Origin of the sequence: Aquabacterium soli, from assembly GCF_003933735.1 — a bacterium.
Classification (GTDB): domain Bacteria; phylum Pseudomonadota; class Gammaproteobacteria; order Burkholderiales; family Burkholderiaceae_C; genus Aquabacterium; species Aquabacterium soli.
The window spans coordinates 1-920 of the sequence record NZ_RSED01000060.1 but is presented as its reverse complement, the minus strand read 5'-3'; the positions used below and the strand labels follow the sequence as shown (position 1 = coordinate 920).

1 protein-coding gene is annotated in these 920 nt (G+C 53.0%); it reads right to left on the bottom strand.

The window, feature by feature from the left end:
* Positions 1-71 precede the first annotated feature (71 nt).
* Positions 72-899, bottom strand: coding sequence for a hypothetical protein (locus EIP75_RS23785; protein ID WP_125245667.1), 828 nt, complete (start codon positions 897-899; stop codon positions 72-74).
* Positions 900-920: the final 21 nt, after the last annotated feature.

Sequence of the window (920 nt, the reverse complement as noted above, 5' to 3'; positions counted from 1 at the left end):
GGTAAGCCGCACCGGAGCACGTAGTGCGGAGGGAACCAACAAGCGGAGCTTGTTAGTGTCGGCTTGACCGATCAGTTAGACCTCGCGCTAGATGGGGTGGATGCGGCTTGAATAGAACTAGTTGCGGCCGTTGGTGTTTTTGCGCGTGCCGCTGACTCGTATTGCATTAGCACTAACGGCTGTCCTGATTCAAGCTTAACCACAACAGTCGCTGTCTTCGCCGGATCTAGCAAGAAAATGGTGTCGTTAACGTGCCCGATCAAGCGCAGCTGCTTCTGCGGGTCATTGGTGACAGCGTAGCCTGAAACTGTCGAAGTGACGTAAGTGAAGCTTTGCCCCGTTTGTACTTTGTGCGCCGCGAGCACGCCATGCCCATATGCCAATGGAGGTAGCGTTGCGAGAACATAAATGACAATCGATCGCGGACTGTCGTGTGGAATAAGTCTCTTTAGTAATCCTGCATCCTTTGCGAACATGTAAACAGGCAAAGCAATAAGGACGGGTAGAGCGGTCCATTTTTCAATTGGCCCATAGACCCAAAGTGCACCGGTCCCTATGGCGTAAAGTGCGGCCAGAAGCGGAGCAATTTTTCGGAGAAATCGACCGATTGTCGTGTTTCGCCCACCGCCAGGTGGCAAGGCATCACGAAGGGCGTCACGGTTTGAGAGCCCTTCCCCAATCGCAGCGCCAATCGAGGTTAGAACAAGAGCTGTTGCTATTGGGTAGGCGGTTGCTTTCAGAACATCTGTGAGCGAGAGGTACTCAAGGATGTTGATGCCAAAGGGTAGCCAGTAGCCCCAGAGATAAAGAACCCCCACCGTGACAAAGTAGAGCGAGGCGAAGTAGAGAGGCGTCGCTACCTTCTCTTTGGATATTTGTTGTGCTTCCGACTCACTCATGGTGGATCTCGAGGCCTAACG